The sequence below is a fragment of the Frankia sp. AgKG'84/4 genome (assembly GCF_023242965.2).
In the GTDB taxonomy this organism is placed as follows: Bacteria; Actinomycetota; Actinomycetes; order Frankiales; family Frankiaceae; genus Frankia.
The window spans coordinates 32,708-54,816 of sequence record NZ_JALKFU020000001.1 but is presented as its reverse complement, the minus strand read 5'-3'; the positions used below and the strand labels follow the sequence as shown (position 1 = coordinate 54,816).

The window sequence follows — 22,109 nt, the reverse complement described above, 5'->3', positions numbered from 1 at the left end:
GGCTGGCCCTGGTACGGCGGCTGGCCCTGGTACGGCTGCTGGGCCTGGTACGGCTGCTGGCCGGCCATCCCGCCGGCGGCGCGCTGGCCGAGGGCCATGCCGAGGCCGATGCCCAGGCCCTCGCCGGCGCCGCCCTGGTTGCGCGCGGCCTCCTCGATGGCCTGCGCGGTCTGGAACCGCGTGTAGTCGTCGAGGTTGCCGACGATGCCCATCTGGCTGCGCCGGTCGATCGCCTCCTCGACCTCGGGCGGCAGCGAGATGTTCTCGATGATGAACTTCGGGATCGCGATGCCGACCGGCGCGAGTTCCTTGGTCAGCGCCTCGGCGAGCGCCTCGCCGATGACATCCTGCCGGGTGGCCAGGTCCAGCACGGGCACCCGGGCCGTGGCGAGTGCGTTGCCCAGCCGCCCGACGATGACCTGGCGCAGGTACCCGGCGACCTCCTCGGTGCGGAACTGCGGGTCGGTGCCGGCGAGTTCGCGCAGCAGCGCCGTCGGGTCCACCACCCGGATCGCGAACGCGCCGAACGCCCGCAGCCGCACCATTCCGAACTCGGGGTCCCGGACGATGACCGGGTTCTGCGTGCCCCACTTCAGGTCGGTGAACTGCCGGGTGTTGACGAAGTACACCTCGGCCCGGAACGGCGAGTCGAAGCCGTACTTCCAGCCCTTGAGCTTCGACAGGATCGGCATGTTCTGCGTCTGCAGCGTGTACATGCCGGGGGAGTAGGCGTCGGCGACCTGCCCCTCGTTGATGAACACGGCCGCCTGGGACTCGCGGACGGTGAGCCGCGCGCCCATTTTGATCTCGTTGTCGTAGCGCGGGAAGCGCCACACGATCGTGTCGCGGCTGTCATCGGTCCATTCGATGATGTCGATGAACTCGCCACGGATCCGGTCCATGATTCCCACGACTGCCGCCGCCTCCACCCCGTCCGGAAGCCGCGGAGCGGCGTCCACCGTACGGCGGCACCTTACCCGCCCGGATCGCGAGGTCCGCCCCGCTCGTCAGCATCGAGCGTCAACCCGGGCCAACCGCCCCTTCCCCCGACGTCCCGGCCCACCAGGGCACTTGCGTTGGAGTCCACTCGAACGCCTAGGGTCGGCGGGTGACGACGTGGACGACGCGTGAGGTGGCCGTGAAGGTCGGCATCACCGAGCACACCCTTCGCTGGTACGAGCGCATCGGTCTGCTCGATCGGATCGAACGCGGCGCCGATGGGCGCCGACGGTTCGGCGAGCGTGACATCGAGTGGATTCTGCTGCTCGTGCGCCTGCGGTCGACCGGGATGTCGGTGCGCGACATGCAGCGTTACGCGGTGCTCGTCCGGTCCGGCGCGGGCGAGGCCGAGCGGCTCGCCCTGCTCGAGGAGCACCGGCGGGTGGTGCGGGCCGCGCTCGTCGCGCAGCAGGAGTGTCTTGACCTGTTGGACAACAAGATTCGCAGCTATCGTCGGGCGACCCGCGCGGCGGATGAGGAGCAGTGAGCATGCGTGAGGCAGACATCGGCGGGCTGACCGTCTCGGCCCAGGGCCTGGGCTGCATGGGAATGAGCGAGTGGTATGGCGCCGCCGACTGGGATGAGTCGATCGCGACCATCCACCGCGCGATCGACCTGGGCGTGACGTTTCTCGACACCGCCGACATCTACGGCGCCGGCCACAACGAGGTGCTGGTGGGGCGGGCGATCCACGATCGTCGCGACCAGGTGCAGCTGGCCACCAAGTTCGGCATCGACCGCTCCGCCGGCGACGGGGCGCGGGTGATCCGCGGCGAGCGGGCGTATGTGAAGCGCGCCTGCGAGGCCTCGCTGCTGCGGCTCGGCGTGGACGTCATCGACCTCTACTACCTGCATCGGCCGCCGCAGACCACGCAGATCGAGGAGACGGTCGGGGCGATGGCCGAGCTGGTCGCCGAGGGCAAGGTGCGCCACCTCGGGCTGTCCGAGGTCGACGGCGCGCTGCTGCGTCGGGCGAACGCCGTGCACCGGATCTCGGCTGTGCAGAGCGAATACTCCCTGTGGACCCGGGACCCCGAAACGGACGTTCTCGATGCCCTGCGGGAACTGGAAGTCGCCCTGGTGGCCTACTCCCCGCTCGGACGCGGTTTCCTCACCGCGACGGTCGGAACCACCTCGCTCGGCGAGAACGATTTCCGCCGCGGCAATCCGCGGTTCGCAGGTGATGCGGGCGAGGCGAACAAGGCGATCACGGCGGCGGTCACCGAGGTGGCCTTCCGCAGGAACGTCGCTCCGGCGCAGGTGGCGCTCGCCTGGGTGCACGGGCAGGCCGAACGCCTCGGTGTTGCGGTGGTACCGATTCCCGGCACGAAGCGTCGCCGGTGGCTGGAACAGAACGCCGCCGCGCCCGCCATCACCCTGGACGGCGACGACCTGGCGGCCCTCGACGCCCTCGGCGCCCAGGTGGTCGGCGCCCGCTACTGACCTGCGCTGTATCGCGGCCGAGCAGGACGAGCAGGAGGCATCCCTCCCGCGGACATCCTCAGGCGGTGACCTGCTCCCTCGGGACGTGGGGGACGGCGGTGGCCGGGTCGACGCCGGCGAAGGACAGCCCGATGACGAAGCCCGCGACCTCCTCGAGCTGGCGGGCGCGGGCGAGCGGCCCCAGGACGGCCGGCACGCCGCCGAGGTCGCGGATGAGGTCGCCGACGACGCGCAGGGCCGCCACCTCGTCGCCGCAGATCGCCACCGTCGGCGCCGGGCCGTGGTGGCCGTCGACGGCAGCCGGGCGGCCGGTCCACTGGTCGGCGGCAAACAGGTGCAGGGCCTTCACGATGTGGGCGCCGGGTGCCAGGGCGGCGATCCGCTCGGCCGCCGAGGTGCCCGGCGCGGTGAGCAGCACGCCGACGCCGTGCTCGACCGCGTTGGTCGGCTCGATCAGCGGCGTGCCGGCGAGGCTGCCCTCCGGCGCGCCGGCGGCGCGCAGGATGTCCTCGACGCCGGCCCACGACACGGCGAGCAGCACGGCATCGCGCCCGGTGGCGGCGTCACGCGGGCTGGCGGCCCGCGTCGGTCCGCCGAGCCGTTCGGCGAGTGCGTCGGCCCTGGCCCGCGACCGGCCGCCGATGACCAGCTCGTGCCCGGCCCGAACCCACACTCGCCCCAGCCCCTCGGCCAGGGTGCCCGTGCCCAGAATCCCGATGCGCATCGTCGCTCCTCGCTTGTTCGAACCGCGTCGGGAGCAACGGTATGGCGGCCGTTACGCACCGGTCGGTGCGTGCGGAGGCTGCGACGATGGTGCGGTGAGCGAGCGCGGGAACGGCTGCGAGGACCTGATCGCCGACTGCCGCCTGCGGGCGGCGACCGACCTGTTCGCCCACACCTGGGACCCGGTCGTGCTCGCCGCCCTCCAGTCGGGCCCGCGTCGGCGCCGCGAACTACGGGTCGCGATTGGCGGCCTGAGCGACAAGGCCCTCACCGAGGCGCTGCACCGACTCGGAGCCCAGGGACTGGTGTCCCGCCACGCCGCCGCGCAGGCATCGCCGCGGGTCGACTACGCGCTGACCCCGCTCGGGCAGAGCCTGGTGGACGGCCCGATGCGGGCGCTGGGCGAATGGATCACCGACCACGGCGACGAACTCCTGGCCGCCCAGGACACGCCGGCGGCGAAACCGGTGGACGCGCAGGTCACCGGCGGGGCCGTGAGAAGTCCGCTGGATGACGTCGAGGGAGTATCGCCCTTGAGAACCTCCGTGCCGTGCGCGACCGTCCGGTACACCAGCCGGTAGGTGCCGAACCCGTAGCGGTCGGTGCCGGCACCGAAGCCTTCCGTGCGAAGGAAACTGTCGACATCGGCTCGATCGGCCAGGGTCGTGAGAGGTTTCACGACACGACGCTCTCGCGCCATCCGCCGACGGCCCCCGCCGGGCACGCGCAGATCAAGGCCAGACCCCAATGGCCGTCGTGACTACGGGTCGGGAGCGCGTGGAGCGGTGGCCGAGGCCACGCAGGCGTGGTCAGCCGTGGTGCTGCAGGCCTTCGAGGAGAAGCCGCAACCATGACCGAGGCCGGGAGGCCCCGGTAGGCGGTGATGTGGGCGATGAAGGTACAGAGCCACGTCATCAGCGCGAGCCCGGGATCGGAGTCGTCGAGCAGCCGGTCCGCGCTCGTCTTCGGACCGAGGTACCCACGCGGACGGCGTCGCGGGCGGGTTCGCCACCACGGCCGGAGCGCGCCTGGCGGCGCGGGCCACTCAGGGCGTGGGTGCCGCGCTTGCCGCCCCCCGGCACGCTGTCGCTGATCATCGTGGCCTTCCCGGCGCGCAGCCGGGCGCTGGGCGCGTTCTCCGCCGGGGCCGGCGCGGGCGTGTCTATCGGGTACATCCTGGGCGGCGTGCTCACCGCCGAGCTCTCCTGGCGCTGGGTGATGTTCATCAACGTGCCGTTCGAAATCGCGATCGTGGTTCTCGCGCCCAGGTTCGTCGCCGAGCCGGCGCGGCATCCGGGCCGGATCGACGTGGTGGGCGCCCTCCTCGGCACGGGCGGCATGGGCGCGCTGACCTACGCCTTCATCCGCGTCGGCGACACCGGGTGGGGCGACAGCCGCGCGCTCGCGACGTTCGCCGCCGCGGCCATTCTGATCGCGGCCTTCCTGGGCTGGCAGGCGCGAGGCGCGCACCCGATCATGCCGCTGCGGCTCTTCGTTGACCGCAACCGGGCGGTGGGGCTGGCGAACATGTTCCTGCTCGCGGCCGCCCTGGCCGGAACTATCTACTTTCTCAGCCAGCTCCTGCAGGTGGGGCTCGGTATGAGTCCGCTGCGGGCCGGGCTGGCGGTGCTGCCGCTGGCGTTCACGCAGATCGCCAGCTCCAGGGCCGCACCCCGGCTGCTGGCGCGGACGGTCCGAAGGCCGTCACGGTCACCGGAACCCTGCTGATCACCGTGGCGATGGCCTGGCTCAGCCGAATCGCCACGACCAGCGGATATGTGGACGGCATCCTCGGCCCGATGATCCTGTTCGGTATCGGTGTCGGCCTCTGCTTCATGCCGCTCAACGCGATGATCATGATGACAGTGTCCGCCCGGGACGCCGGTGCCGCCTCGGGCCTGCTGCAGAGCATGCAGCGGACCGGAAGCGCGGTGGGCGCGGGTACCGAGCACATCCGCCGCCGAGTCGGCGCGATATGGCGACGTCGGCGGCCGTACCCGTCCATTCTCCGGCCGCTTGGATCCCAGGTAGTTCAGACCGGGTCCGTCGACTCGTCCTCGACGAGGATCGCGGCGAGCAGGCCAGGGAAGCGGATGTCGAACTCGGCTCGGCGCAGGCGGTTGAGCCGGCGTGAGCCCTGATAGAAGCCGCTGGTGAACGTCGCGGTGGTCGCCCGGGCAGCAGCGCGTCCTCGTCCATGGTGCCGCCGGCGGCGTCGGGCACCTCGCTGTCCAGATCGTCAAGTCCCGCGGCCCACGCCAGATGTCAGATACCTCCAGTGGCTTCGCTGTCCCGTCGGCGATGACTTGATCGATGCGGTCGTCCTCTACGCCGGCGAGCCTGCCTGACGCCGACGGGACGGCCTCGCTGCTGTCCCGCTGGCGCTGCTCGGCCCTTGACTGATGGGCCTGTCGTGGCCGGCGTGGGGCGCTCCCGCTTCGGCACCCGCTGCGGTGGCCGCCGCCGCGCGCAGACCGTCGAGGAGAAGGTCCAGTTCGTGGGTGAAATCGAGCCGGCAGCCCAGGCTGATGCGGGGCCCGCTCGCCAGCGAAAATTTCGTTTCCCGGTCGACCTTGGCGGTGCCACAGTCGTGATCCGCGCGACCTGGACGTCGTTGGTCATGACCCTCGGCGAAGAGGCCGCCAAAACGGTTATGGTTCGGTTCCGGCCGATCGATCTTCTTTGATTGAGTAGTATCAGGAGTTGGCATCGAAATGAAAACGCTGCTCGTCTGGCGTCTTGACACCAGACGCAGGGTCGAGATGTGGCAGTGGCGCATTCCGGGCCTGCAGAGAGTCCTCGAAAGGACCGTAGGGAGGCAGCCACGCGGGCCGGCGGCCTTGTCCGGCCTGAGATCATCACCGCGGACGTGGAGCTTGCGGATCGAGATAGTGCGGAGATCACGTGTCATCACAAAGGGATCGCTCTGCCCTCGGCGCCCTTGTCTTGCTTTGGGTGCCGACCGTCGTCGGCGTACTCGCGATGATTATCCTGCACGGCCTCTACGGGGTCGCCGTCCTCTTCGGAGGTTACGCGGTGGAACTTTTTATTCTCGGCCGGTCAGGCCGCGGGTTCTACCTGGCCTGGGCGTCGGCCTGCCTGGCCGCCGCCATTCTGCTCGTCGCCATGCAGAGCCAGCTATGAGCACCCCGGTCGACCTGGTCCTCGCCGCTGTCGACCAGGTACTTCCTCTCGCCGACGCCGCCAAGGCCGACCAGCTCGGCGAGCCCATCCGCGTCCAGGGCAAGATCGCGCGGATGCCCTGAGGCGCTTCTCGACCGGCGCGCTGCTGAACCCGAACCGGAGGACATGTGACATTTGATGTCGAAAGCTCGGGAGGAGAGCAACCGGTGCAGGGGTTCGTCCGGGGCGGGGACGAAGGCCGGCGGATCGATCTGCCGAACTGGTCGATGCTTGTCAAGGTCACGGCGGGAGACACCCTCGGCAGGCTCACCGTGCTGGAGGGGCTGATGGGCGCCGGGCAACCCGGACCGCTGCCGCATGTGCACGACGGCCACGACGAGACGTTCGTGCTGATCGAGGGGCGGCTGCGGTTCCGCGTGGGGGACGGGTTCCACACCGCCGTCGCGGGTGAGACGGTCTTCGCCAGCCGGCGCCTCGCCCACGGCTTCGGCAATCCCTTCGACGAGCCGGCGCGCTACGTCGCGATCCTCACCCCCAGCGGCTACGAGGACTACTTCGCCGAGGTCGCGGAACACGTCGCGAGCACCGGCGCGATGCCGGACCGCTCGTTGACCGAGGAACTGATGGCCCGGCACCGGACGGTCCTCGCGCCGCCGCTGCCCGATCCTGGTCCGGCCCGACGCGCCGATCCGTGAGACCGCACGTCGGTCAGCGGGACGAGTGGTGGTCGTCGAGGCGTTGCAGGCTGCGGATCAGCTCCGCACGTTCGGCGGGGGAGAGCGGGGCGAGCAGGTCGTCCTGGGCCTCGTCCACGAGCTGGTCCAGCATCCGTAGGTGGGATCGGCCGGTCGGGGTCAGTGTGACGATGTTGCGGCGCCGGTCGGCGGGGTCGGGCGCGCGTTCCACGTAGGCGACGTCGGCCAGGCCGTTGAGGACGGCGACCATGTCGCTGCGGTAGATGCCGGTGCGTTCGCTGAGTGCGGCCTGGCTGGCGGGGCCGGCATCGCGGAGCGTGACCAGCGTGGAGTACTGCCAGCGGGTCGCTCCGACCGTGGCGAGGTGGGCGTTCGAGATCCGGTCCGCGTGCGCCGCGTTGCGGCCGATGAGTCGGGTGGCCAGTGACCGCAGGCGGGCGGGGGCCGCGGAGGCGCTGGTGGGCCATGGGCGGTCGTGCTCCGTCATGGCGGGCATCCTACGACGGCTTGCGTTAGTGACCCGAACGATTTAGCGTTAGTCATCTGAACGTTAGGGGGACTAATGGTGGAGATCGAGCCTTTCCGCATCGCCGTTGCGCCGGCTGACCTCGACGACCTGCACATCCGCCTGGACCGCACCCGGTGGCCCGACGAGCTGCCGGGCGTCGGAGACGAGTTTGGCGTGCCGCTGGCCCGGGTCAGGGAGCTGGCTGACTACTGGCGCCACCGCTACGACTGGCGCGCGGCCGAAGCCGAGCTGAACAGCCATCCGCAGTTCATCACCGACATCGACGGCCAGCGCATCCACTTCCTGCACGTGCGCTGCGAGCGGCCGGACGCGCTGGCGCTGGTGCTGACGCACGGCTGGCCGGGGTCGATCGTGGAGTTCCTCAACGTCATCGGGCCGCTCTCGGCCGAGTTCCACCTCGTCATCCCGTCGATTCCGGGCTGGGGTTTCTCCGGACCGACGCGTCAGCGTGGCTGGGATGTCAACCGGGTGGCACGGGCGTGGGCGGAGCTGATGAGTCGACTGGGCTACCAGCGGTACGGCGTCCACGGTGGAGACTGGGGGTCGTCGGTGTCCCGGGCATTGTCCGAGCATGATGCCGAACGCGTCGTCGGAGTTCACCTCAACTACCTTCCGACCCCGCCGCTGCCCGGCGACCCGGACCGTGCGGACCTCAGCCCGGGGGATCAGGAACGGTACGACCAGACCGCGGCCTATCTCCGCAACCAGCCCGGGGTGCGGACCATCAACGGCACCCGGCCGCAGACTCCGGCGTACGGCATCACCGACTCGCCCGTTGGCCTGCTCGCCTGGCTGCTCGACCCGATGACAATGTGGGCGGCCCGGGACTTCCCGATCAGCCCGGACCGAGTGCTCACCAACGTGATGCTGTTCTGGCTGACCCGTACCGGCGGCACGGCGCCGCGCCTGCACCGCGAGACCGGCAGACCGCCGTCGTGGCTGACCGTTGCGCCGGTCGGAATCTTTGTTCCACCGGAGGACATCACCCGCCCGATCCGGCGCTACGCCGAGCGGCGAATGCCGATAGCCCGGTGGACGGAGGCCGACCGCGGCGGCCACTTCGCGGCCCTGGAGGTGCCCGACCTGCTCGTCGAGGACATCCGCGCGTTCTTCGGGACCCCGTGACCAGCCCCTTTCGCGTCGAGCGTCAGCCAGCACGCACCGGCCGGGCCTCCGGCCTGGCCAGGTGCGCCGCGGAACCGTCGGATCTTGGTGCGCCGCGGAACCGTCGGCTGCCGTCGTCACCCCTACCGGCGCCCACTTCGGCGCGACGCCCGAGGACCGGAGGGACTCAGGGCGCGCCGGACCGCGAGTTCGACAGGCGAGTACGAACCATCGGCGCGGTCCAGGTCCAGGAGGCCGGTCGGGTCCAGGGGCGGCTGGGCGAGGAAGCGCGGGACGGAGCCGCGATGCCGCTGCGCGCCGTGGATGAGGAACGGATGGCAGAGGAACACGTCGCCGGCCGCGCCGGTGGCGAGGGCCAGCGGGCGGTCGGGGTTGTCGAGCTTCCCGGCCGCGTCCATCTCCCGGCACAGGTCCAGCCCGTTGCGGCCCAGCTCACCGGCGGGCGCCAGGAACGGTGGGACGTCGAGGTGTGAGCCGACCTTGATGCGGGTCGGTGCGTCGTCGGGGCCGACGTCGGAGAACAGGAAGAGCATGAGGAGTGCGCGGTCGCGGGACCGCAGGTTCAGCCAGAACCATGTCTCGCCGGGCGGCAGATAGGCGCCGTCCATGTGCCAGCCGGCGTCGCCCGGGTCGGCTGGATGGGGGAAGCGGATGGGGAACGTGCCGAGGCCGGTGCGCGGCCGCCACCGGCCCGCCCCGACAAGCTGGTCGTAGGCGCCGCGCAGCCGCGGGGTGTTGGCGGCCTGGCGGAACGGCGCCTCCCCGCTCCCGTCGAGGCGGATGACGGGGCGGTTCCAACTGGCCGGCTTGTTCGGATCAAGGCCGGTCAGCCGCCAGAGAATCGAACGGCACTCGTCGGCCAGTGCCGTCGGGAACGCTCCGCGGAGCGCGACGAAGCCCTCGTCGACGAAGCGGGCGACGTCGTCGTCGGTCAGAGTGGACACCTCGGTCATCACCTCGGTGTCCGATCGTCGCCGCCCCCGGCCGATCACTCAAGGGGTTTTCGCCGCGCCGCGGCGGCGAGGTCAGGGTTCGCGGCACGGTGCGGCCGCGGTCAGTTGGGTTCGGTCAGGCGTCCGGAGCCCAGCCCCAATGCGGTACCTCGCGGATGGGGTGCAGGTCGGCGTCCGTCTCGGCCCACGAGTTCTGCTGGGCGACGTGGGCGCCGAACTCGACGTGCTCGCGCACCGCCGCGCGGAACGGCGCGTCGTCGGGCAGGCCGGCCTCGTCCAGGGCCGCCAGGTACGCCTCGACGAAACGTTCGCGCTGCTCGTCGGTGATGCGACGGTGGCGGTGGATGGCGATCAGCTCCTGGAAGCCGATCTCTCGGCTGAAGCGGTCCGGGCCGCCGAACGACTCCGCGGTGAACCAGGTGAGATGGTCGACGTGGGTCGCCACCCGTTCGGTGAAGACCTTGCTCAGCACCGGGTCGGCCAGTGCCTTCTGGTAAAAGAGCTCCTCGAGCCGGTGCAGTGCGGCGTCGCCGCCGGCGTGCTCGTACAGCGTCTCCGCCATTTGTTGGGATCCCGTCGCCGTCTCGTGCTGCCCTGCGTCACGTCAGAATGGAACGCTAGAGCGATGTCGGCCGAAGGAGAAACAGAAGTTTTCGGTGGCGCCACAGCGGCCGTCGGTCGATCGCCGGCGTCGTCCGCCGCGTCGAGGATCGACCTGCGCCAGCTGGACTATTTCGTGGCACTCGCCGAGGAGCTGAACTTCACCCGCGCCGCGCGCCGCCTCAACGTCGCCCAGCAGTCGCTGAGCAGCGCGATCGCGCGACTTGAAGCGCAGGTCGGGTTCACTCTGTTCGAGCGCTCCAGCCGGGCGGTCGGCCTCACCGAGCACGGTTCGCGCTGGCTGCCACACGCCCGTGAGCTGCTCGCGGTCGCCGAGCGGTGCGCGCGGGCCGCGCACGACATCGCGACCGGCGGCGCCACCACGCTGCGGATCGGTCTGGCCGCCACCGCCGCGGTAGAGATCACGCCGAGGCTGCTGCGCGCCTACGCGCGGCGCTACCCCGACGTCCGCGTCGTCACCAAGCACCACGGCCTCGAGGACCCGACGGGCGGCCTCGGCGGGCACACGAGCGACGTCGCGATCGTCCGGCCGCCGTTCACCGGCGCGGGCCTGGAGCAGATCGTGGTCGCCACCGAGCCGAGGTTCGTCGCCGTCGGGGCCGACCATCCGCTCGCGGACCGACCCAGCGTCACGTTCGAGGAGATCGCCGAGCTGCCGTGGATCGACATCACCGGGTCGGATCCGGTCTGGTGCGCGTTCTGGCGCGTGAGCGAACGGCGCACCCGGCCACCGCGGATCGGGGCGCGGGGCGACACGCTCGACGATCTGCTCGACGCGGCCCGCTCCGGCCGGGCGGTTGGGCTGGTCCCCGCGTCGATCGCCCACGCGCAGCGCTGGCCCGGCCTCGCGTTCGTGGAGGTCGCGGACATCGCGGGCTCGGACGTCGCCATCGCCTGGAACGCGGGGGGACTGCCGGCACCCGCGCGGGACTTCCTCACGCTGGCCGCGGCCGTCGCGGCCGACCAGCCATCCGGTTGACCAGTGCCGCGGCAATCCTGATCGCGCAGGGCCGACGGCCGCGGCGCGCGGGTCAGCGTACGAACACCCCGGCTCGGGCGGCGGCGGTGGCGGCCCTGGCGGCGCGTTCCGCCGTGGCCTCGTCCGGTGGCTTCCCGGCGGTCAGCAGGCCGTAGTAGAGCGGGGCCGAGACGGCGCGGATCACCTCGGCGGGGTCGGTTCCCGCGGGTGCCTCGCCGCGGTCGACGGCCCGCGCCACGCACGGCGCCCACTCGGCGATCCGGGCGTCGTAGAAGCGGCGCAGTGCCTGCGCGGTGCGCTCGTCGTAGGTCGCGGCGGCGATCACCGCCTGGAACAGCGCGCCCTGCCGCGGGTCGCCCAGGGTGCGCCGGACCAGGTCGGCGTTGGCCCGCAGGTCGCCCAGCAGGGAACCGGTCTCGGTGCGCGGCACGGATTCCTCGGCCATCTCGGCCAGCAGGTCCGCTACCAGGCCGGCGACCGTCCCCCACCGGCGGTAGACGGTGGTCTTGCCGACGCCGGCCAGGCGCGCGACGTCGGCAAGGTCGAGCTGGGCGAAGCCGCGTTCGGCGAGCACATCGCCGGCGGCCTGGAGAACGCTGGCCCGCACCCGCGCGGTCCGCCCGCCGGGTCGGACGGTCCCGGGTCCGGCGTCTTCATCCACAGTAACGGGTCTCCAGTTCCAATAATGGCTTGCTGGGTGGTACGGTTTGACCCATCTTAATGGAACTGTGGAATCATTAGGGGCGAGCTATGGAGTATCGACGCCTGGGTGCGTCCGGGCTGATGGTTCCCGCGCTGAGCTTCGGCGCCGGCACCTTCGGCGGTCGCGGCCCGCTGTTCGGCGCCTGGGGCGACACCGACGCCGACCAGGCCCGCCGCCTTGTCGACATCTGCCTTGAGGCGGGCGTGACCATGTTCGACACGGCTGACGTCTACTCCGACGGCGCCTCCGAAGAGGTGCTCGGCGCGGCCATCCGGGGCCGGCGCGACCAGGTTCTCGTGTCGACGAAGGCGGGCCTGCCGGTCGGCGACGGGCCGGGCGATGCCGGCTCGTCCCGCGCCCGGCTGCTCCGCGCCTGCGACGCGGCCCTGCGCCGGCTGGGCACCGACTACCTCGACCTCTTCCAGCTGCACGCCTTCGACGCCGGCACCCCGATCGAGGAGGTGCTTTCGACCCTGGATGACCTCGTGCGGGCCGGCAAGATCCGCTATCTGGGCGTGTCCAACTTCGCGGGCTGGCAGCTCATGAAGTCCCTCGCCATCGCCGAGAAGCGCGGGTACCCCCGGTACGTGGCGCATCAGGTCTACTACTCGCTCGTTGGTCGCGACTACGAGTGGGAACTGCTGCCGCTCGGCCTGGATCAGGGTGTCGGCGCGATCGTCTGGAGTCCGCTGGGCTGGGGTCGGCTGACCGGTCGGATTCGGCGCGGTGAGCCCCGCCCCACGCACGGCCGGCTCCCCGCCACTGCCGACTACGGACCGCCGGTGGAGGACGAGCAGCTGTTCACGGTGGTCGACGCGCTCGACGAGATCGCCGCGGAGACCGGCCGGGCGGTGCCCCAGATCGCCCTCAACTGGCTGTTGCGGCGGCCCACGGTGTCCTCGGTCATCGTCGGTGCCCGCGACGAGGCGCAGCTGCGGCAGAACCTCGGGGCGGTCGGCTGGTCGCTGACCGCGGCTCAGCTGGCGCGCCTGGCCGCGGCCAGCGCCCGTACCGCGCCCTATCCGTACTTTCCCTACCAACGGCAGGAGGGATTCGCCCGCCTGAATCCCTCACCGGTCCAGGCCGGTGACATTGGCCTGACGGGCGAGAGCGGGGAGCATTCTACCCGGACCGGATGGCCGGTGACCTGGGCGCGTCCGGGAGGCCCGTGGTAGTCGCCGCCGCGAGCATCCCCACCTGCGGACTCTGGCCGATCTGCCTTGTCTGCCGGTCGTCGCTCATGCGGAAGGCGACCGTTCCCCACCGTCAACTGATCCCGTGGTTGTTCGGCCGGTCCGCGCGTCAGTCGTTCTGGGCGGTGGCTCGCAGACCGTCGATGAGGAGTTCGAGTTCGTGGGTGAACTTGACCCGGCAGCCAACGTCGAACAGTGCCGGCAGCGTCCGGTGCAGGTTTGGTAGGGCGTCGGCGGTGATGTTTCGGCGGAACCAGTCGTCGATGGGCTCAGAACGCTCGCTCGCGGACCCCGGGTCGGTCGTGTCGACCAGAACGGATCCGAACACGAGGCCGAGGAGGCCTCGGTACCGGCGGACGGCATCCTGCTCGGTGAGGCCGGCGTCCAGGAGGGCGCCGAGCATGGCGTCGATGACGCGCAATGACCCCGACGACCGCGGGTTGGCCTGTTGGGACACCAGCGCGCGCACGATGACGGGCTGCGCGCGGAACGCCGTGTAGGCGGATCCGGTCAGCAACCGGATCCGCTCGTCCCACGGCAGACCCGGATCCGGTAGCGAGATGGACTCGAAGACCCGGCTCGCCAGGCCGTCGAGAAGATCTCCCTTGTTGGCCACGTGGTTGTAGAGCGACATCGCCTCGACGCCGAGCCGGGCGGCGAGGCGGCGCATCGACAGCCCGGTGAGGCCCTCCAGCTCGGCGAGCTCGATCGCGGCGTCGAGGATTCGCTCCCGTGACAGTCCCTCGCCTCGTCGTGGCGTCATGGTTCCCACCCTCCGCGTTGTCGTCGGCTTCGGACACATCCGAACGCAACTGTAGGCGAAGGGGCGCTGTTTGACTTACGATGTAAGCTTACATCGTAAGTCAAACGCCGATCAGGAGCATCATGGATGTCGACACGTTGCTGACCACGACCCGGTCGGTGCGCCGCAAGCTTGACCTCGACCGGCCGGTGGAGCCCGAGGCCATCACAGAGTGCCTGCGGATCGCGATACAGGCGCCTGCGGCCGGAGCCCTGCTCTCAAGCATCCGCTGGCTGGTCATCCGTGACCAGGCGACGCGGCAGGCCGTCGCCGCACACGTCAGGGAGCCGGCGCGGATCTCACAGGCCCGGTACGGCCATCTGGTCAGTCCGGCGGTCCTCGCATCGGGCCAGCACCTGGTCGAGGTTCTCGACCGGGTGCCGGTGTTCGTACTCGCTGCCATGATCGGCAGTCCGGGCGCGGAGGGCCCGAGTGCGAACGCCTTCTACGGCTCGGTGTATCCGGCGATCTGGAGCTTCCAGCTCGCCCTTCGCAGCCGCGGGCTCGGCACGACGATCACGGCCTACCACCTGAACGGCCACGAGGCCGACGTCGCCGCCCTGCTCGACATCCCCGATGACGTCACCCAGGTGGCGCTGCTTCCGGTCGCCTATCTGACCACCAACGACTTCCGCCCGGCGGCACGACCATCGGTGGAAAGCATCACCTATTACGAGCGGTGGGAGTGCACCGCGCACTGACCGGACCTGGATCAGTCACTGCCGCTCGGCGACCAGCCCTGCGGGCCCTACCCGCCATCGGCAATGTGCCGGGCTCTGCTCTGGACGCGGTAGCGCCCGGGCGGGAGGGCGCGGTCGCGGGAGAACGCGCGGGAGAACGCGTACTCGGAGGTGTAGCCGACGGCGCGGGCGATAACCTCGATCGGGTCGTCGGTGTCACGCAGCCGGCGGGCGGCCAGGTCCATGCGCCAGCGGGTGAGGTAGGCCGCCTGGGTCTCCCCGACCAGGGCGGGAAAGCGGCGGGCCAGGGTGGCACGGGAGACAGCCACATGGTCGGCGAGCGAGTTCAGCGTCCAGGCGCGGCTGGGGTCGGCGTGCAGGGCGTTGAGCACCGCGGTGGCCACGGGGTCGTTCAGGGCACGCGGCCAGGAGGCTGACGGCCTGGTCGGCGTGACCTGCAGCCAGGCCCGCAGCACATGGATGAGCAGGACATCGACGAGCCGGTAGCTGGCCCGGGTTCGGCGAGTTCGCCCGCGAGCAGCCGGACGGTGTCGGCGAGCGGGCCGGCGCCGGGTGTCCCGGCGGGCAGGTGCACCACCTCCGGCAGCACCGTGAACAGCGGCGTGGCGACCGCGGGATCGTGTCGGTAGGAGGCGCACAGGATCCTGGTCCGCGCCGGCCGGGGCCCGACGTCGAGCCGGCCGTCGGTGGGGAATGGCGGGATACTGCGCGTCGAAGGCTGCGGCGCATTCCGTCACCCAGTCCCTGCGGGCGGAGCTGCGCGGCCGGGACGTCGAGGTGGTCGGGGCCTACCCGGCGGCATCGACACCGACATGCTCGCCGGCTGACCGACGTCAGCGGGCTTCACCCGCGGGTGGGGGCAGCGGCCCGAGATCGTCCCGGTTCAGCAGCGCCTCGGCGGCGGGGACGCCGGGCGGGTGGAGCTGAAGTCGAGACTGCGGCCGGACGACGGATCGGGCCACAGGCTCGACATTCAGTCTCATGAAATCGACCGCCAGATTCTCGACGTCGTCCCCCGGAACGCCGGCTGGCGCCGTCGCCCGGCAGCTGTCCCTGCCGCTCGTGGGGCTGTGCCTGGCGCTGCTGGGCGCGGGCCTTGCGTCCGGTGGCGTCAGCTACCTTCACCGGTCACCGGTTCGGGAGGGACACAGCTCGGGCACCGCCGCGTGGTGGCCGCACCTGGGGGTACTCGTCCTGTGCGCGGTGCTACTCGGTGGCGCCTGGTTGCGCCGTCGCCGGGTCCGGCCGGCCAGCGCCAGCCGGCTGTTTCTGTTGGCGCCTCTCGACAGATCGGCGGCCCGTCGCCTGCGGCGCACAATGTCAGCCGCTCGACACCGGCCGGCTGTGCTCGTGCGGCTGGCCGCCGCGGTGCTTCCGGCCGCGCTGCCGCTGTACTTCTGCTGGCGCGTTGGTGAGCAGGTTCTCGGCGGCCTGGACCCGAACTTCACCGTCAACGCCTGGGGCGGCCCGACCTGTCTGGGCGCTATGGCCTGCCACTATCTCGATGCCGTGGCGATGGCCCTCCCAGCGGTCTGGCTCCTCGACCGACTGCTGCTCCCCGACGACCCCGCCCCGAGCCGCCGCGACTCGGACCGTCGGTCGACCGGGTCCGCCACGGGCCGGGTAGGGCGTCAGGAATGGGCGCGCAGCGCTCGGGCGTACCACTCCCAGGTGTCGATGATATCGGTGGGCGCCTGGGTGGGGGCCCAGCCGTTGATGATGCCGACCAGGGTCCAGTAGCGGCCGATCCGGCGGTCGGTGAAAGCATCAATGCGGTCGGCGACGTCGGTGCGGTTCTCCGGCGGGTTCGGGCTGAGCGCTTCCAGACGCTCGACCACTGTCAGGGCTTCGCGGGAGGCCGGGTTGACACCGGCGCGGGCGGCGGGGCCGGCGATCTCACCGACGGCCTTACCGACGTCGAACCGCGCCACGTCCGGCTCCGGGCCTTCGGCGCGGGCCCGCTCGGCCATCCGGCGGCTGGTGGCGATGAAGTCGGGATCGCGCAGCAGCTCGGCGATCTCCACCCAGGCCGCGACCTGCTCCGGGGTGGGGTCCTCGGGCAGTTCGGGCGCGCCCATGGCCAGCCTGTCGGCGACAGCACTGGGACTGTCGCCGAAGACCGCGTCGAGGTAGTCGTCGACGATCCGGCGGCGCTCCTCGGCCGTCTGGTTGGTCAGGTCGGTCATCCGTGCCAGCTCCTCGGGGTCGGTGGATCCGGTGAAGGCGCGCAGCACCGCGCGCTGCAGTCGCAGCACGCGAATCTGGGCGTCGAGAGCGCGTGCGTGTTCGGCGGCAACATCGGCCAGGGACGCTTCGGCGCCGAGCACCCGCCTGATGTCGTCCAGGCCGACGCCGAGCTCGCGCAGGGTGCGAACCAGCCGCGCCCGGGCCACGGCGTCCGGCCCGAACAGCCGGTAGCCCGACGTCGAGCGTCCCTCGGCGGGCAGCACGCCGGCGTCGGCGTAGAACCGCAACGTCCGTACCGAGAGCCCGGTGCTCGCTGCCAGCTGGCCGATCAGCATGCAGCGATCCTCGAGCCTCCACCGACTGGAGAGTCAATCCGTCTCCGGCGCGGGTCTCAATCCCGTTGTCGGGTCGGATCAGCTGGCTGCGGAGTGGGTGAACGTGGCCCGGTAAGCGGTGGGGGTAAGGCCGGTTCGCCGCACAAGATGCTGGCGCAGCGAGTCGGTTGTCGCCAGGCCGCTGAGGCGGGCCACCTGCGGCATCGGCAGGTCGGTGGTCTCGAGGAGTTCCCGAGCTCGCAGAACGCGCTGGTGGAGCAGCCACTGGAGTGGGCTGAGGCCGGTCTCGGCCTGGAACTGGCGGGCCAGGCTGCGAACGCTGATCCGGGCATGCGCCGCGAGATCGGCCCGGGTGAGCGGCTCGCCGAGCCGGCCGAGCGCCCACGCGCGGGTCGCCGCCAGCGAGATGCCGGTGGTGGCGGGCAGAGGTCGCTCGATGAACTGGGTCTGCCCACCGGGGCGCACCGGCGCGGCGACGAGCAGCCGGGCGGCCGCATTGGCGGTGGCGGCGCCGTAGTCGACGCGGACGAGGTGCAGGCACAGATCGATACCGGCGGCCAGGCCAGCGGAGGTGAGCACATTGCCGTCCTCGATGTAGAGGACATCGGGGCGCAGGTCCACGGCGGGGAACCGGGCGGTGAACTCCGCGGACCGGGCCCAGTAGGTGGTGGCGACTCGGCCGTCCAGCAGACCAGCCTCGGCCAGGACGAACGCGCCGGTGCAGATGGACGCAACCCGTTTTCCCATGGCCGAGGCCCGGCGCAGCGCGTCGAGCACCCGCGGGTCGATGTCGTCGCGGGCGCCGGTCCCGGTGACGATGACCGTGTCGGCATCGTCGATCGCCGCCAGGTCGCGCGAGACGACGACGTCCAGGCCACTGCCCCCGGGCGTCACCGGCCCGGGCCGGGCGGTGCAGATCGTCACCTGGTAGCCCGCCCGACCCTCGATCGTCGTACCACCGAGGACGAGCTCGGGGATGGACAGGTCGAAGGTCGTGGCGGGGGGTACCGCGATGACGGCGACCCGGTGCACGCGCCGCTCCAGCCAGGCTGCCGGCATGGCCCGAACCTCCGTAGATCTGGCAATCAGGCCACTACCGTATCCGCCGCCCATCGCAGAGGGTTGACCTGTCGCGGTCGTCGTTCCGCGGCGAGGACCAGACCATCACGTCAACGCGGGAGTTGTGGATGTACGTCATTGTGGGAGCGGGAGCGACGGGGTCGGCCGCTGCGCGGCTGCTGGCCGACACCGGGGAGCGGGTGCGGCTCGTCACCCGGCGCGGCAGTGGGCCCGTGCACGGGCGGATCGAGCGGATTGCCGCCGACGCCACCGACGCCGCCCGTCTCGCGGAGCTGGCCACGGGAGCGAAGGCCCTGTTCAACTGCGCCGCACCGCCGTACGACCGATGGCCAGCGGAGTTCCCGCCGCTGGCGGCTGCGATGCTGGCCGGCGCGGAGCGGGCGGGCACCGACTACGTCATGCTCAGCAACATCTACTGCTACGGGATGTCGGACGGCCCGCTGACCGAGGACTACGCGATCTCGCCCAGCTCGGTGAAGGGTCAGGTCCGGGCGCAGATGTGGGCCGACGCGCTGGCGGCCCACGACGCCGGCCGGGTCCGGGTGACCGAGGTGCGCGCGAGCGACTTCCTGGGGGCCGGTGTGGCCTCGCTGTTCTGCCTGCTCGTGGCGCCGGCGGTGCTGGCTGGCCAGCCGGGTGCCTACCCGGGGGATCTCGATGCCCCACATGCCTGGAGCTACGTGGGCGATGTGGCGCGGACGCTGGTCGCCGCGGCCCGGCACGAGCAGTCCTGGGGCCGGGCCTGGCATGTGCCGTCGACGTCGCAGCTGTCGGTTCGGGAGCTCGCCGGCCGCCTGGCCGCGACGGCGGGCGAGTCGAAGCCTGTGCTGGCAGCGCTATCCGCCACGGACCTGGAGCGGCTGGGACGGGACGACTCGGTGGTGGCCGAGGTACTGGAGATGCTTTACCTGTTTGACCGGCCGACGCTGCTCGACGCCTCCGCCACCCGCGCCGCACTGGACATCGACGCCACCTCACTCGACGCGGTACTCAAGGAGATGGCTGTGCCTCCAGCCGCGTCCGGATCCTGACCGAGCGAGACACCGTCTCGGCCAGGACGAGTGGAGACGGTCTCGCGTGTCTCAGACGCTGATGGCCCGCCAGGAGCGGCACCGGGGCTATCGGACGGTGAAAGTCAGATCGCCACCTTCCACTGATTGACACGTTGTGTTGGTGGGCCCTCCTGGCCGCGTACTTCGGGTCAGAGAACGCCGAATCCCCGTTCCAGCCGGGCCAGGGCGTCGTCGATGGCGGCGGCCGGGTCGCGGTGCGGCGAGGATGGCGCGGCTCGCCTGGAGACGTCGAGTTGACTGATCATCATGATGCCGATGATGGCGCCGCTGACGGCGACGACGTCGCGGTCCGCCGGCTGGCGTCCGGAACGCTCCGCGACTGCAGCGGTGAACTCGTGTGCGGCGGAGGTGAGGTGATCCAGGTGCGCCGCGCGGATTTCGGGTATCGCGGCGATGAGATCAGCGCGGTGCTGCTCCAGAACGCGCTGGTCGGGGCTCTGCGTGGCATAGCCGGCGCGCAGGGCCTCGCGGAAGGCGGTGATGACGCCCTCGCCTGTCGGACGGGCGCGGAAGTGGGCCAGTAGGTCGTAGTCGGCGGCGTCCCAGAGGACCATGTCCGGCTTGGTTGGGAAGTGCCGGAAGCAGGTCCGCGACGCGACCCCGACCTCTTCGGCGATCATGCTGACCGTCGTCTCCGGGTATCCCCCCATCTGGTCGTTCAGGCGCCGAAGCCGCGACCGCATTGTGGCCAGGAACTCGGGTCAGCCAGGCAGCTCCGGGGTCTCCCGACCGCGCAGAGCAGCAGGCCGACGATCTCCTCGGAGGACAGGCCCGCGCCGAGGAGTTGCCGGATCTGGCTCATCCGCAGCACGGCGCTCTCGTCGTATTCGCGGTAGCCATTCGCGCGACGGCGTGTCGTCAGCAGACCCTGGGCCTCGTAGTAGCGCAGCTGATGGCCGTTGACGCCCGTCCGACGACTCAGTTCTCCGATTCGCAATGAACCTCGGTCGACTTTTGCTTGACCTTCAGACCGGCATCAACGTCGACGATGCTGCCATGAGCAACAGCACCGAGACACCCGTGACCGTCATTGGACTCGGCCTGATGGGGCGGCCCTGGCTACCAGGGCACCGGTCCGTTGGCATCGATGAACATGCCGGACTCGGCGTGCGCGGGCAGCATCGCCGCGGTTACCACGACCTGCGCGGCCTGGTCGGGGCTCAGCGGCGCCTGTTGCCTGTTCATCGGGGTCAGCTCTGTCCGCACGAAACCCGGGCACACGGTGGTGACCTTGATCGGCGTTTCTCGGAGGCTCTTCGCGAGCTCGACGGTGAGGCTGTTCAGCGCGGCCTTCGAGCTCCTGTAGGCGGGCAGGAGCATCGGGTAGTACGGGGACTGCGGGTTGTTCTGGTCGGTGAGCGAGCCCATCGTGGAGGACACGTTGACGATTCGACCCGCGTGACTCTTCCGTAGCAATGGCAGAAATATCTCGGTGGCCGAGACCGCGCCGAACACGTTTGTTTCGAACGTTCGCTGGAAGACGTCCGGGTCGGCGAACTCGGGTTCGATGGCGTCCGTTGCCTCGGGCAGAATGCCGGCGTTGTTCACTAGAACATCAAGTCGGCAGTACCGATCTCGGATGGCGGCCGCGGCGGTTCGCATGATTGTCGTACTGGTGACGTCGAGGTGGACCCAGTCAACCTTGCCAGGTCCTTCGCTCAACGCGTCGACGGCCGCGTGGGCGGCTGCTTCCTGGCGCGCGCCTATGACGACGGTGGCACCTGTTTGGATCAGCAACCTGGCCGCCGCGAAGCCCAGGCCCCGGTTTCCGCCGGTGATGAGAACGATGCTCGGCATTCTTGCCTCCATGGTGTCCGCCCCCGCTGCGGTCGAAACTAGCGTCGGCCCCTGGCCGAATGCTGGCGGAAATCCGACATCGTGTTTCCGGCGCGGTGCCCCCGCCCCGTCGGTGGTTGGAGTGAGAGCTGGTCCGAACGGGCTGGATGCCAGGTCGGCCTGCCTGGCCGCTGCCATTCTGCTAGTTACCATTCAGAGCCAGCTATGAGCACCCCGGTCGACGTTGGCCGAGGCACGTCGGGCGAGGCCAGCGCTGCGTTGGCTGATACTCACCCTTCCGCTGTCGGCGATCGTGGTCGCGGTCGGATGTCCTCGGCGTCGGTGCTCGTGCGCCGAGCTCGTCGGGGCCGGTCAGTCCTCGACGCGCTGGTCGGCCTGGTGCGCATCCCGCCGGGCCCGGCGCCGTCGCCACAGGGCCGTCGCGATGCCCGCCGTCAACGCCACCGCGAGCCGGATGACCCAGCGAAGGGGGTGATCGGCATCCAGGGCATCCCATGCGTGCAGGATGCCGATCCAGAAGGCGGCCTGAAGGGTGAAGACCGGCGCGGCGCGCAGTAGCATCCTCCGCGCCGACGCCTTGCCCTGCGCGCCGAACGCTTCGACGCCGAGCCGTTTGGAGTATTCGAGTGTCACCAGAGTGGCCAGGATCAGGAGCACGCTCATCGCGAGCGCGTAGGGGACGGCGGACGCGCCGCCGATCCAAACCATCGCGGCCGCTGCCACCATCACGAGCCAGGACAGGAACTGAAAGCCGACGGCGCTGGCCTCGTTCCAGACGTCGCGCTGGCGCTCCTCGGCATAGAAGGGGTGGCCGAGCTCGCCGACGAAGGCTGCGACCCGAAGGAACCGTCCGTCGTAGTCGACGCTGGATGCGGACGGGTTGTCGTCCACCCCGGATGGAGCACTCGTCCCCTCGTGCTCGGGACCGTCAATGAGCTGGTTCATGGGCCAACCCTTCCGTCGCTGCGGTGGATAGCACGGGTGACGTCGCGATGGGCTGCCGGGTGACCCTCACGGCGCTGGCCAG

At 70.8% G+C, this 22,109-nt stretch carries 28 protein-coding genes and 2 pseudogenes; 15 read left to right on the top strand and 15 right to left on the bottom strand.

The features are described 5' to 3' along the window. The coding region (locus tag MXD58_RS00375; protein ID WP_250608966.1) for an SPFH domain-containing protein at window positions 1-959 on the bottom strand (959 nt) is incomplete at its 3' end. 149 nt (window positions 960-1,108) lie between these two features. Between MXD58_RS00375 and MXD58_RS00370 the strand changes: the two genes are divergently transcribed. Beyond that, complete coding sequence (locus MXD58_RS00370) at window positions 1,109-1,486, top strand: MerR family transcriptional regulator (RefSeq protein ID WP_248837489.1); 378 nt, start codon at window positions 1,109-1,111, stop codon at window positions 1,484-1,486. A 2-nt stretch (window positions 1,487-1,488) separates the two neighbouring features. Further along, on the top strand, window positions 1,489-2,442 hold the full coding sequence (locus MXD58_RS00365) for an aldo/keto reductase (protein WP_248837490.1): 954 nt from the start codon (window positions 1,489-1,491) through the stop codon (window positions 2,440-2,442). Window positions 2,443-2,500: 58 nt separating this feature from the next. On the opposite strand, the gene MXD58_RS00360 is transcribed toward MXD58_RS00365, so the two are convergent. Next, window positions 2,501-3,166, bottom strand: coding sequence for an NADPH-dependent F420 reductase (locus tag MXD58_RS00360; protein ID WP_248837491.1), 666 nt, complete (start codon window positions 3,164-3,166; stop codon window positions 2,501-2,503). Window positions 3,167-3,260: 94 nt separating this feature from the next. Between MXD58_RS00360 and MXD58_RS00355 the strand changes: the two genes are divergently transcribed. The 7 genes from MXD58_RS00355 to MXD58_RS00330 all read left to right on the top strand — a co-directional run bounded on the left by MXD58_RS00355 (window position 3,261) and on the right by MXD58_RS00330 (window position 7,004). Then, on the top strand, window positions 3,261-3,746 hold the full coding sequence (locus tag MXD58_RS00355) for a winged helix-turn-helix transcriptional regulator (protein WP_248837492.1): 486 nt from the start codon (window positions 3,261-3,263) through the stop codon (window positions 3,744-3,746). 475 nt (window positions 3,747-4,221) lie between these two features. Further along, window positions 4,222-4,893, top strand: a complete 672-nt coding sequence (locus tag MXD58_RS00350; protein WP_250608965.1) for an MFS transporter — start codon at window positions 4,222-4,224, stop codon at window positions 4,891-4,893. 11 nt (window positions 4,894-4,904) lie between these two features. Then, window positions 4,905-5,306 (top strand): hypothetical protein, encoded by a 402-nt coding sequence (locus tag MXD58_RS31530; protein WP_248837494.1) that lies wholly within the window; start codon window positions 4,905-4,907, stop codon window positions 5,304-5,306. Window positions 5,307-5,578: 272 nt separating this feature from the next. Continuing rightward, complete coding sequence (locus tag MXD58_RS00340; RefSeq protein ID WP_250608964.1) at window positions 5,579-5,851, top strand: hypothetical protein; 273 nt, start codon at window positions 5,579-5,581, stop codon at window positions 5,849-5,851. A gap of 269 nt (window positions 5,852-6,120) precedes the next feature. After that, the gene (locus MXD58_RS00335) at window positions 6,121-6,309 is read left to right on the top strand and encodes a hypothetical protein (RefSeq protein WP_248837496.1); all 189 of its coding nucleotides are present in this window, start codon (window positions 6,121-6,123) and stop codon (window positions 6,307-6,309) included. Then, window positions 6,306-6,431 (top strand): hypothetical protein, encoded by a 126-nt coding sequence (locus MXD58_RS30025; RefSeq protein ID WP_284677657.1) that lies wholly within the window; start codon window positions 6,306-6,308, stop codon window positions 6,429-6,431. The genes MXD58_RS00335 and MXD58_RS30025 overlap by 4 nt, the downstream gene beginning before the upstream one ends. An 84-nt stretch (window positions 6,432-6,515) precedes the next feature. Continuing rightward, window positions 6,516-7,004 carry a cupin domain-containing protein gene (locus MXD58_RS00330; RefSeq protein WP_248837497.1) on the top strand — a complete coding sequence of 163 codons (489 nt, stop codon included), beginning with the start codon at window positions 6,516-6,518 and terminating at the stop codon, window positions 7,002-7,004. A gap of 13 nt (window positions 7,005-7,017) precedes the next feature. Here the strand turns inward: MXD58_RS00330 and MXD58_RS00325 are convergent, their stop codons facing one another. Then, on the bottom strand, window positions 7,018-7,500 hold the full coding sequence (locus MXD58_RS00325; RefSeq protein WP_248837498.1) for a MarR family winged helix-turn-helix transcriptional regulator: 483 nt from the start codon (window positions 7,498-7,500) through the stop codon (window positions 7,018-7,020). Between the two features lie 66 nt (window positions 7,501-7,566). On the opposite strand from MXD58_RS00325, the gene MXD58_RS00320 reads away from it, so the two are divergent. Next, window positions 7,567-8,658 carry an epoxide hydrolase family protein gene (locus MXD58_RS00320; protein ID WP_248837499.1) on the top strand — a complete coding sequence of 364 codons (1,092 nt, stop codon included), beginning with the start codon at window positions 7,567-7,569 and terminating at the stop codon, window positions 8,656-8,658. A gap of 122 nt (window positions 8,659-8,780) precedes the next feature. On the opposite strand, the gene MXD58_RS00315 is transcribed toward MXD58_RS00320, so the two are convergent. Both MXD58_RS00315 and MXD58_RS00310 read right to left on the bottom strand, forming a co-directional pair. Beyond that, the gene (locus MXD58_RS00315) at window positions 8,781-9,611 is read right to left on the bottom strand and encodes a phytanoyl-CoA dioxygenase family protein (RefSeq protein ID WP_248837500.1); all 831 of its coding nucleotides are present in this window, start codon (window positions 9,609-9,611) and stop codon (window positions 8,781-8,783) included. 115 nt (window positions 9,612-9,726) lie between these two features. Continuing rightward, window positions 9,727-10,173, bottom strand: coding sequence for a group II truncated hemoglobin (locus MXD58_RS00310; protein WP_248837501.1), 447 nt, complete (start codon window positions 10,171-10,173; stop codon window positions 9,727-9,729). 63 nt (window positions 10,174-10,236) lie between these two features. On the opposite strand from MXD58_RS00310, the gene MXD58_RS00305 reads away from it, so the two are divergent. Next, entirely contained in the window at window positions 10,237-11,211 is a 975-nt protein-coding gene (locus MXD58_RS00305) for a LysR family transcriptional regulator (protein ID WP_248837502.1), read from the top strand. A 52-nt stretch (window positions 11,212-11,263) separates the two neighbouring features. Here the strand turns inward: MXD58_RS00305 and MXD58_RS00300 are convergent, their stop codons facing one another. Continuing rightward, a complete protein-coding gene (locus MXD58_RS00300) occupies window positions 11,264-11,818 on the bottom strand; it encodes a TetR/AcrR family transcriptional regulator (RefSeq protein WP_250608962.1) in 555 nt (184 codons plus the stop codon). 143 nt (window positions 11,819-11,961) lie between these two features. Between MXD58_RS00300 and MXD58_RS00295 the strand changes: the two genes are divergently transcribed. Beyond that, window positions 11,962-13,089, top strand: a complete 1,128-nt coding sequence (locus tag MXD58_RS00295) for an aldo/keto reductase (RefSeq protein WP_248837504.1) — start codon at window positions 11,962-11,964, stop codon at window positions 13,087-13,089. A 127-nt stretch (window positions 13,090-13,216) separates the two neighbouring features. Here MXD58_RS00295 and MXD58_RS00290 read toward each other — a convergent pair whose 3' ends face one another. Then, window positions 13,217-13,870 (bottom strand): TetR family transcriptional regulator, encoded by a 654-nt coding sequence (locus MXD58_RS00290; protein ID WP_248837505.1) that lies wholly within the window; start codon window positions 13,868-13,870, stop codon window positions 13,217-13,219. 122 nt (window positions 13,871-13,992) lie between these two features. Here MXD58_RS00290 and MXD58_RS00285 point away from each other — a divergent pair, with 122 nt between their 5' ends. Further along, window positions 13,993-14,610 carry a nitroreductase family protein gene (locus MXD58_RS00285; RefSeq protein WP_248837506.1) on the top strand — a complete coding sequence of 206 codons (618 nt, stop codon included), beginning with the start codon at window positions 13,993-13,995 and terminating at the stop codon, window positions 14,608-14,610. A 47-nt stretch (window positions 14,611-14,657) separates the two neighbouring features. Here MXD58_RS00285 and MXD58_RS31525 read toward each other — a convergent pair. After that, window positions 14,658-15,292: pseudogene (locus tag MXD58_RS31525) on the bottom strand (helix-turn-helix transcriptional regulator); the annotation flags it as partial. Window positions 15,293-15,303: 11 nt separating this feature from the next. On the opposite strand from MXD58_RS31525, the pseudogene MXD58_RS00270 reads away from it, so the two are divergent. Further along, a pseudogene (locus MXD58_RS00270) lies at window positions 15,304-15,363 on the top strand (hypothetical protein); the annotation flags it as partial. A gap of 80 nt (window positions 15,364-15,443) precedes the next feature. Here the strand turns inward: MXD58_RS00270 and MXD58_RS00265 are convergent. From MXD58_RS00265 to MXD58_RS00255, 3 genes are all read right to left on the bottom strand, one after another. Continuing rightward, window positions 15,444-15,593, bottom strand: coding sequence for a hypothetical protein (locus MXD58_RS00265; RefSeq protein ID WP_248837635.1), 150 nt, complete (start codon window positions 15,591-15,593; stop codon window positions 15,444-15,446). Between the two features lie 648 nt (window positions 15,594-16,241). Next, the gene (locus MXD58_RS00260) at window positions 16,242-17,132 is read right to left on the bottom strand and encodes a MerR family transcriptional regulator (RefSeq protein WP_248837509.1); all 891 of its coding nucleotides are present in this window, start codon (window positions 17,130-17,132) and stop codon (window positions 16,242-16,244) included. A gap of 78 nt (window positions 17,133-17,210) precedes the next feature. Next, window positions 17,211-18,164 (bottom strand): GlxA family transcriptional regulator, encoded by a 954-nt coding sequence (locus tag MXD58_RS00255; RefSeq protein WP_462183444.1) that lies wholly within the window; start codon window positions 18,162-18,164, stop codon window positions 17,211-17,213. A gap of 155 nt (window positions 18,165-18,319) precedes the next feature. On the opposite strand from MXD58_RS00255, the gene MXD58_RS00250 reads away from it, so the two are divergent. Next, window positions 18,320-19,243: an NAD-dependent epimerase/dehydratase family protein gene (locus MXD58_RS00250; protein WP_248837511.1), complete on the top strand. Its 924-nt coding sequence runs from the start codon at window positions 18,320-18,322 to the stop codon at window positions 19,241-19,243. Between the two features lie 170 nt (window positions 19,244-19,413). Here the strand turns inward: MXD58_RS00250 and MXD58_RS00245 are convergent, their stop codons facing one another. The 4 genes from MXD58_RS00245 to MXD58_RS00230 all read right to left on the bottom strand — a co-directional run bounded on the left by MXD58_RS00245 (window position 19,414) and on the right by MXD58_RS00230 (window position 22,027). Continuing rightward, window positions 19,414-19,935 carry an acyl-CoA-like ligand-binding transcription factor gene (locus MXD58_RS00245; RefSeq protein WP_250608960.1) on the bottom strand — a complete coding sequence of 174 codons (522 nt, stop codon included), beginning with the start codon at window positions 19,933-19,935 and terminating at the stop codon, window positions 19,414-19,416. A gap of 8 nt (window positions 19,936-19,943) precedes the next feature. Next, entirely contained in the window at window positions 19,944-20,222 is a 279-nt protein-coding gene (locus MXD58_RS00240) for a MerR family transcriptional regulator (protein ID WP_248837513.1), read from the bottom strand. 122 nt (window positions 20,223-20,344) lie between these two features. After that, window positions 20,345-21,082 (bottom strand): SDR family NAD(P)-dependent oxidoreductase, encoded by a 738-nt coding sequence (locus MXD58_RS00235; protein WP_248837514.1) that lies wholly within the window; start codon window positions 21,080-21,082, stop codon window positions 20,345-20,347. A 351-nt stretch (window positions 21,083-21,433) separates the two neighbouring features. Next, a complete protein-coding gene (locus MXD58_RS00230) occupies window positions 21,434-22,027 on the bottom strand; it encodes a hypothetical protein (RefSeq protein ID WP_248837515.1) in 594 nt (197 codons plus the stop codon). Between the last annotated feature and the right edge of the window lie 82 nt (window positions 22,028-22,109).